The following is a 6171-nucleotide window of genomic DNA, read 5'->3' as shown; positions in this document are numbered from 1 at the left end:
GTGACGTCGCGCACGCGGCTGCCGCCTCCGTGCTGCATCACCAGGGTGAGCAGGCCGTTGTCCGGGGCGAGGAAAAATTGACGGTGCTTCTCCAGGAGCACGATGCGGCGGTCTCCTCCGACTCCGGGGTCGACCACGGCCACGAACACGGCCCCCTCGGGAAAGTGTTTCCGGCTGGAGGCCAGAAAGAAGGCTGCCTGGAGGATGTTGAAGGGCTCCACCTGATGGCAGAGGTCCAGGACGCGGGCCTCCGGGGCATGCTGGGCGAACGCGCCCTTCATCTGGCCCACATAGGGGTCCGCGAAGCCGAAATCGGTGAGCAGCACGGCGAAAGCCGTCATGGCCTCCTCCTTGCGAGCCGGGTCTGTGGGAACGTCGGAGCGGCCGCGCCGGGATCGCGACCCAGAGGATGATAGGGCCTAGCGGTCCTGGTTGTCCATGTTCAGGTTGAAGGCGACGGCGTAGAGATGGTGGAAGAAGTCGACGTATTCCACATAGACGGTCTCGGGGACGTTGATGCGCGCGGGGGCGAAGTTGATGATGCCGCGCACGCCTGCGTCCACGAGGTAGTTGGCGGCGCGCTGGGCGCGCTCGGGGGGCGTGGTGATGAGGCCGATCTCGATGTCGAGTTCCTCGACCTTTTCCTTGAGGCGGCGCGAGCAGATGACTTCCAGTCCGGAGACTTCCTCGCCGATCTTGAAGGGATCGCAGTCGAAGGCGCCGACGATGTGGAAGCCGCGCCGGGGGAAGTCCTGGTGGCGCAGGAGGGCCTTGCCCAGGTTGCCCACGCCGACGAGGGCGGCTTTCCAGACGCGGTCGACGCCGAGGGCCTGCTTGATGGAGCTGATGAGGTCCTGGACGAAGTAGCCGACGCCGCGCACGCCGAATTCGCCGAAGTAGGCGAGGTCTTTGCGGATCTGCGAGGGATTGACGTTGCAGGCCTTGGCCAGGACTTCGGAGGAGAGCACTTCGGAGCCCTCCCTGCGGAACGTTTCGAGCACCTGGACGTAGAGTGCCAGGCGCTGGATGGTGGCGCGGGGGATGTGCTCGCTTTTCACGTTTGCGGGGCTCCTGACCTGGGAAAAAAACCGGGAGGCCCGTTGGGGCCTCCCGGCGGGAAGGCGTCGCTTAGCCGAGGGGCTTCACGAACATGAGGATCAGGCAGACGACCAGGGCGTAAATGGCCAGGGATTCGATGAAGGCCAGGCCCAGGATCAGGGTGGTGGTCAGCTTGCCGCCGATCTCGGGGTTGCGGGCCATGCCTTCGCAGGCGCCCTTCACGCCGATGCCCTGGCCGATGCCGCAGCCGAGGGCGGCCAGGCCCATGCCGATGGCGGAGCCGATGGCGGCCATGGGGCCGACGGAGGAGCCGCCGTCGGCGGCGAAGGCCATGGAGGCGAGACCGAGCATGGCGATGGTGTTCAGGACGACGAGCAGGTTCTTGCGCATGGAATGATTCCTCACGTGTTGGTATGTTGTTTGGTCAGATGACCATTTCCCCCGGTTTAGTGGGCGTGTTCGAAGGCTCCCTTCAGGTAGACGAGGGTGAGCATGAAGAACACGAAGGCCTGGATGAAGTCGGCCAGCATGAAGAGGAAGTAGAGCGGGAACGTGGAGACGATGGGCGCCAGCATGAACAGCAGGATGAGCACCAGTTCCTCGCCGCGGATGTTGCCGAAGAGTCGCAGGGTGAGCGACAGGGGCCGGGCCAGATGGCTCATGAATTCAAGGATGATCATCATGGGAGCCAGGGCGGGCATGGGGCCCATGAAGTGCTTGATGTAGCCGGGACCCCAGTTCCTGATGCCCCAGTAGTTGTAGTAGATGAAGACGAACAGGGCCATGGCGGCGTTGTGGTTGACGCTGTTGGTGGCCGAGTCGAAGCCGGGGATGAGGCCCATGAAGTTGCAGGTGAGGATGTAGAGGAAGATCGCCACCAGAATGGGGGTGACCTTGCGGCCGTCCTCGCCCATGGTCTCCACGATGAAGTTCTCGAGTCCGCCGATGACGAACTCGAAGAAGTTCTGGAGGCCTCCGGGCACCATCTTGAGACCCGAAGTGGTCATCAGACCCAGGGTCAGGAGCACGACGATGGCCAGCCAGGAGAACAACACTTCGTTGGGGATGTTCATCCCCGCGCCCTTGGCAGCCATTTCCAGAAACAATACCGGGTGATCCAATCCGCCAGCCATGGCTCTCATGCCTCCTTCGCGCTGTTAGACCCGGCCCACTTGAGGGCCCCCCACACCAGAATCGTGACCATGACCGTGGACATTCCGCCCAGGGTGGCCCACACCGGCCATCCCGCTTCCACGATCATCAGATACAGTCCCACGCCCGTGATGCCCAGGCGCACGAAAAACCTGAAAAAGCTGCCGCCCACCGCCCCCGCCGTGCTGGCCAGGAGCCCTTGGGCGAAGCGCACCATCCACCAGAAGTTCACCGTGATGAGCGCCGCCCCGCACGTCCAGGCCACGCCCCACGCCCCGCCTTGCGACAGCACCAGGGCGGCCAGGCTGGTCACCAGGGCCATCATGATCTGGTCGCGCAGGAGGGTGCGCCCTTCCGGGTGATGGAAGCCGATGCGCGCCAGAAACCGTCCGATCCACTCACGCATCGCGCGCGCCTCCGTGTCCGCCGTCCTTGTCCCGGGAAGCTTCGGAGGCTTCCCCGGGCCTTGGGGCGGACTTCAGGGTCTGGGTTCCGCTGACCTTCATGGCGTCGTGGTACATGGTCTTGAAACCGGCCACCACGCCCAGAAGCAACCAGCCGAGCAGGCCCCAGGGCGACGTTCCGAACCATTTGTCGGTGTAGTAGCCCAGAACGAGCCCCACGATGGTGTGGGCCACGAAGTTCGTGCCCATCACCGCCGCTTTCTCGATCCCTTCCCAGGTTCCCTTATCCCTGTTCTTAAAGAACATCCGCTCTCCTCCGGCTCCCTGCCGGGCGACCGCGGCACTCGTGCATTGCTTCACAAGTCGGGCAGGACTAGCACACCGGCAAGCTTTCCGTCAACGAGCCAGCAGCCCGAAGCCGGGATTTTTCCGAGGTTTTTTCACACGTCGGGCAGGGGGCCGGCCGAGCTTGTGACAACCGCCACAAAGTCCTAGGGCTGCACCTCGGCCTCGAAGACCCTTGCGACGCCGTCGTAACGCTCGATGGCCACCACCTTGAGCGGCGGCTCCTGGGGCTCCTCGAAGCCGATGCGCCCCGTCACGCCCACGAAGGCCCTCGTCTGGGCCAGGGCGCGGCGCACCTGGGCCGGCTCGTCCGACCCGGCCCGGGCCACGGCGTCGGCCACCAGGGCCACGGCGTCGTGCCCCAGGGCCGCGAAGCCGCTCACGGGACGCGAGCCGTGGGCGCGGGTCCACGCCTCCACGAAGCGGCGCACCTCCGCGCGCGGGCTTTCGTAGGACACGTGGGTGGAAAAGAAAACCCCCGGCCTGGCCATTTCTCCCACCTGCTCCAGGAGCGGCGTGTCGAAGCCGTCGCCCGAGAACACCGGCCCCTTGAACCCGGCCTCGCGCAGGGCCTTCACCGTGCGCGGGGCGTCTTCGGGCATGCCCGCCACGAACGCGCCCTGGCATGCGCCGTCCGAGAGGCACGCGGGCGCGGGGCTGCCCAGCACGGGCCCCGGGGCGGCCCCGTAGCGCGCCTGGGCCGGAATGTCGCCGCCCAGGAGCTTGAACGACTTCACGAACGACCCTGCCAGCACCGTGGTGAAGGCGAAATCCCGGTTGGCTGTGAGCATCATGGTGGTGATGCCCATGCGCCGCACCGCGAACTTGGCCAGGGCCTTGGCCTGGGCGTCGTCGCCGAAGCAGGCCATGAAGAAATAGGGACCCAGCGTCCGGGACAGGGTGGGCAGCGTGGCCCCGGCCGTCACGAAGGGGACCTTGGCGAGCGTGACGGCCTCGCCCGCAGCCAGGGCGAAGTCCGAGTCGTTGAGGCCCACCACGGCCGACACGCCCAGGGCTGCCAGCTCCCGGGCGGCCTCTCGGCAGCGCTCCACGTCGGTGCCGCAGTCGCGCACTTCCAGCACGAGGGGGCGTCCCTTCACGCCGCCCTTGCGGTTCGCGGCCTCGGCCGCCAGGCGCGCGCCCTCCAGGCCCGGCACGTCCAGGGAGGCCTGATTGCCCGTGAGGTTGTAGAGCACGCCCACCACCACCGGCTTCGCCGCCAGGGCCGGAGCCGCCCAAAGGGCCGCCGCCAGGATCATCGAGAGCACCGCGCGCACCGCGTCCTCCTTGCCCGTGCGTGCCGACCGCCGGGCCAGTCTGTTCTACCCCTCTCCATGCCCGTTTCCCCTGGGCGGCGCAACGCCCGCGCTTGCCCTCGCGCCCGATTCGGGGCAACAAGCAGCGAAACGCCCTCACCGGAGCCCCCATGCCCCGCCTTGCCGCCTGCGTCGCGCTCTGCCTCCTGCTGGGGGCCTGTTCCTTCGGCCCCGCCAAGCTCCCCGCCACGCGTATGGACTACAACCTGGCCGTGGCCCGCTCCTCCAACGAGGAGATGCTGCTCAACCTCGTGCGCATGAAATATTTCGAACAGCCGCTCTTCCTCCAGGTGGGCTCCATCGCCTCCAGCTTCAACTACAGCGTCACCGCCGGAGCCACCGGCACCTTCCCGGACCAGCGCGACTTCCTGCGCGGCGTCTACTACAACTACGCCCCCACCTTCACCGGGCAGTACTCCGACTCCCCCACCGTCACCTACACGCCCTACCAGGGCCAGACCTACGCCCAGCAGTTCCTGGCCGAGGTGGACCTGGAGCGCTTCGTGGTGCTCTACCGCGCCGGCTGGGACATCGAATACCTCATGCGCCTCCTGGTGAAGCGCATCGGCAGCCTGGACCACGCCTACGACACCCGCACGGGCTTCGACCCGACGGACCACGCCCGCTTCCTGGAGCTCACCCGGCTCGTCGCCGCCATGGACGACCGGGGCGACCTCGACATCGTGACCGCCTCGCCGGGCAAGGACAGGCCCAACATCACCCTGATGACCCTGCGCTTCAAGGACGCTGCGGAGGCCGAACGGATCGCGGGGCTCATCGGCGTGGAACTCCGGGCCGGGAGAACCGGCAAGGGCCACCTGGTGGCCAAGGCGCGCCTCGTGCCCGTGCGGGAGCGCGAACTGGCCAGGGAGGAACAGGTCGACGCCGGAGTGACGGCCCTGGCCTTCAGCCTGCGCAACTGCCTGCGGGCCATGGACGTGGCAGGGCAGGGCGTGGAGGTCCCCGCCGAACTGGCCGCGCGCAAGGCCGCCTTCGACCTGCGCCCCCAGTTCGCCGACGTGATGGACGTGCGCGCCAGCCGCACGCGCCCCCTGGACGCCTATGTGAGCGTGAACCACGGCGGCTGGTGGTACTCCATCCGCGCCGAGGACACCCGCTCCAAGGAAGTGCTCCAGCTCATGCTGAACCTCTTCGCGCTGCAATCCGCCGACCCGCCCAAGAACACGCCGGTCTTGACCCTGCCCGTGGGCGGCAATTAGGGTGGCGGGATCGACACCGTGAAAGGACCAACCATGCTGGAACCCGATTTCGAGAAAGGAGGCGGGCTCGTGCCCGTCATCGCCCAGGACGCCGCCTCGGGCGAAGTGCTCATGCTGGCCTACATGAACCGCCAGGCCTGGGAGGAGACCCTGCGCACCGGCGAGGTGCACTACTGGAGCCGCAGCCGGGGCAAGCTCTGGCACAAGGGCGGCACATCCGGACACGTGCAGCGTCTGAAGTCCCTGCGCCTGGACTGCGACCGCGACGCCGTGGTGGCCCTCGTGGAGCAGGTGGGCGGCGCGGCCTGCCACACGGGCTACCGCTCCTGCTTCTACCGCGAGATCGGCCGTGACGGAGCCGACGCCGAATGCTCGCCCAAGGTCTTCGACCCCGAGAAGGTCTACGGTCCGGGCGCGTGATGCTGGGCGCATCGCACCGCACGCGCTGGATCACCTCCGCCGTGGCCCTGCCCCTGCTGGCGGGCTGCGTCTGGGCCGGGGGCGGCTGGATGTTCGCCCTGGCCCTGGCCGCCTCGCTGGCCGGGCTCTGGGAGTTCGCCGGCCTCTTCCCCGGCACGGGGATCGCGGCGCGCGCCGCGTCCCACGGGCTGGGCGCGCTCCCGCTCTGGCCGGCCCAGCGCCACAGCCCCAGCGCGGCCCCGGCCGTGCCCCTGG

At 67.8% G+C, this 6171-nt stretch carries 10 protein-coding genes; 3 read left to right on the top strand and 7 right to left on the bottom strand.

The annotated features are described in order from the left end of the window. The 7 genes from ACV4UX_RS16580 to ACV4UX_RS16550 form a co-directional block, all read right to left on the bottom strand. Positions 1-341, bottom strand: a 341-nt coding sequence (locus ACV4UX_RS16580; RefSeq protein WP_491594393.1) for an SAM-dependent chlorinase/fluorinase, incomplete at its 3' end; no start/stop codon positions are given. Positions 342-419: 78 nt separating this feature from the next. Further along, the gene (locus ACV4UX_RS16575; protein ID WP_173081358.1) at positions 420-1058 is read right to left on the bottom strand and encodes a redox-sensing transcriptional repressor Rex; all 639 of its coding nucleotides are present in this window, start codon (positions 1056-1058) and stop codon (positions 420-422) included. Positions 1059-1128: 70 nt separating this feature from the next. Continuing rightward, positions 1129-1449: an ATP synthase F0 subunit C gene (gene atpE, locus ACV4UX_RS16570; RefSeq protein ID WP_491594392.1), complete on the bottom strand. Its 321-nt coding sequence runs from the start codon at positions 1447-1449 to the stop codon at positions 1129-1131. Positions 1450-1505: 56 nt separating this feature from the next. Further along, positions 1506-2192 carry a F0F1 ATP synthase subunit A gene (gene atpB / locus ACV4UX_RS16565; protein WP_491594391.1) on the bottom strand — a complete coding sequence of 229 codons (687 nt, stop codon included), beginning with the start codon at positions 2190-2192 and terminating at the stop codon, positions 1506-1508. A gap of 5 nt (positions 2193-2197) precedes the next feature. Then, entirely contained in the window at positions 2198-2617 is a 420-nt protein-coding gene (locus ACV4UX_RS16560; RefSeq protein ID WP_491594390.1) for an ATP synthase subunit I, read from the bottom strand. Next, positions 2610-2921, bottom strand: a complete 312-nt coding sequence (locus tag ACV4UX_RS16555) for an AtpZ/AtpI family protein (protein ID WP_491594389.1) — start codon at positions 2919-2921, stop codon at positions 2610-2612. Before ACV4UX_RS16555 ends, ACV4UX_RS16560 begins: the two co-directional genes overlap by 8 nt. 185 nt (positions 2922-3106) lie before the next feature. Beyond that, complete coding sequence (locus ACV4UX_RS16550; protein WP_491594388.1) at positions 3107-4237, bottom strand: ABC transporter substrate-binding protein; 1131 nt, start codon at positions 4235-4237, stop codon at positions 3107-3109. Between the two features lie 149 nt (positions 4238-4386). Here ACV4UX_RS16550 and ACV4UX_RS16545 point away from each other — a divergent pair, with 149 nt between their 5' ends. The 3 genes from ACV4UX_RS16545 to ACV4UX_RS16535 all read left to right on the top strand — a co-directional run. Beyond that, complete coding sequence (locus tag ACV4UX_RS16545) at positions 4387-5496, top strand: hypothetical protein (RefSeq protein ID WP_491594387.1); 1110 nt, start codon at positions 4387-4389, stop codon at positions 5494-5496. Between the two features lie 33 nt (positions 5497-5529). Next, positions 5530-5916: a phosphoribosyl-AMP cyclohydrolase gene (gene hisI, locus ACV4UX_RS16540; protein WP_491594386.1), complete on the top strand. Its 387-nt coding sequence runs from the start codon at positions 5530-5532 to the stop codon at positions 5914-5916. After that, a partial coding sequence (locus ACV4UX_RS16535) for a hypothetical protein (RefSeq protein WP_491594385.1) occupies positions 5916-6171 on the top strand: 256 nt, incomplete at its 3' end. The genes hisI and ACV4UX_RS16535, both read left to right, overlap by 1 nt.

The organism is Fundidesulfovibrio sp. (assembly GCF_058402725.1).
The sequence above is the reverse complement of the archived record's forward strand: the minus strand, read 5'-3'. Positions and strand labels throughout refer to the sequence as shown.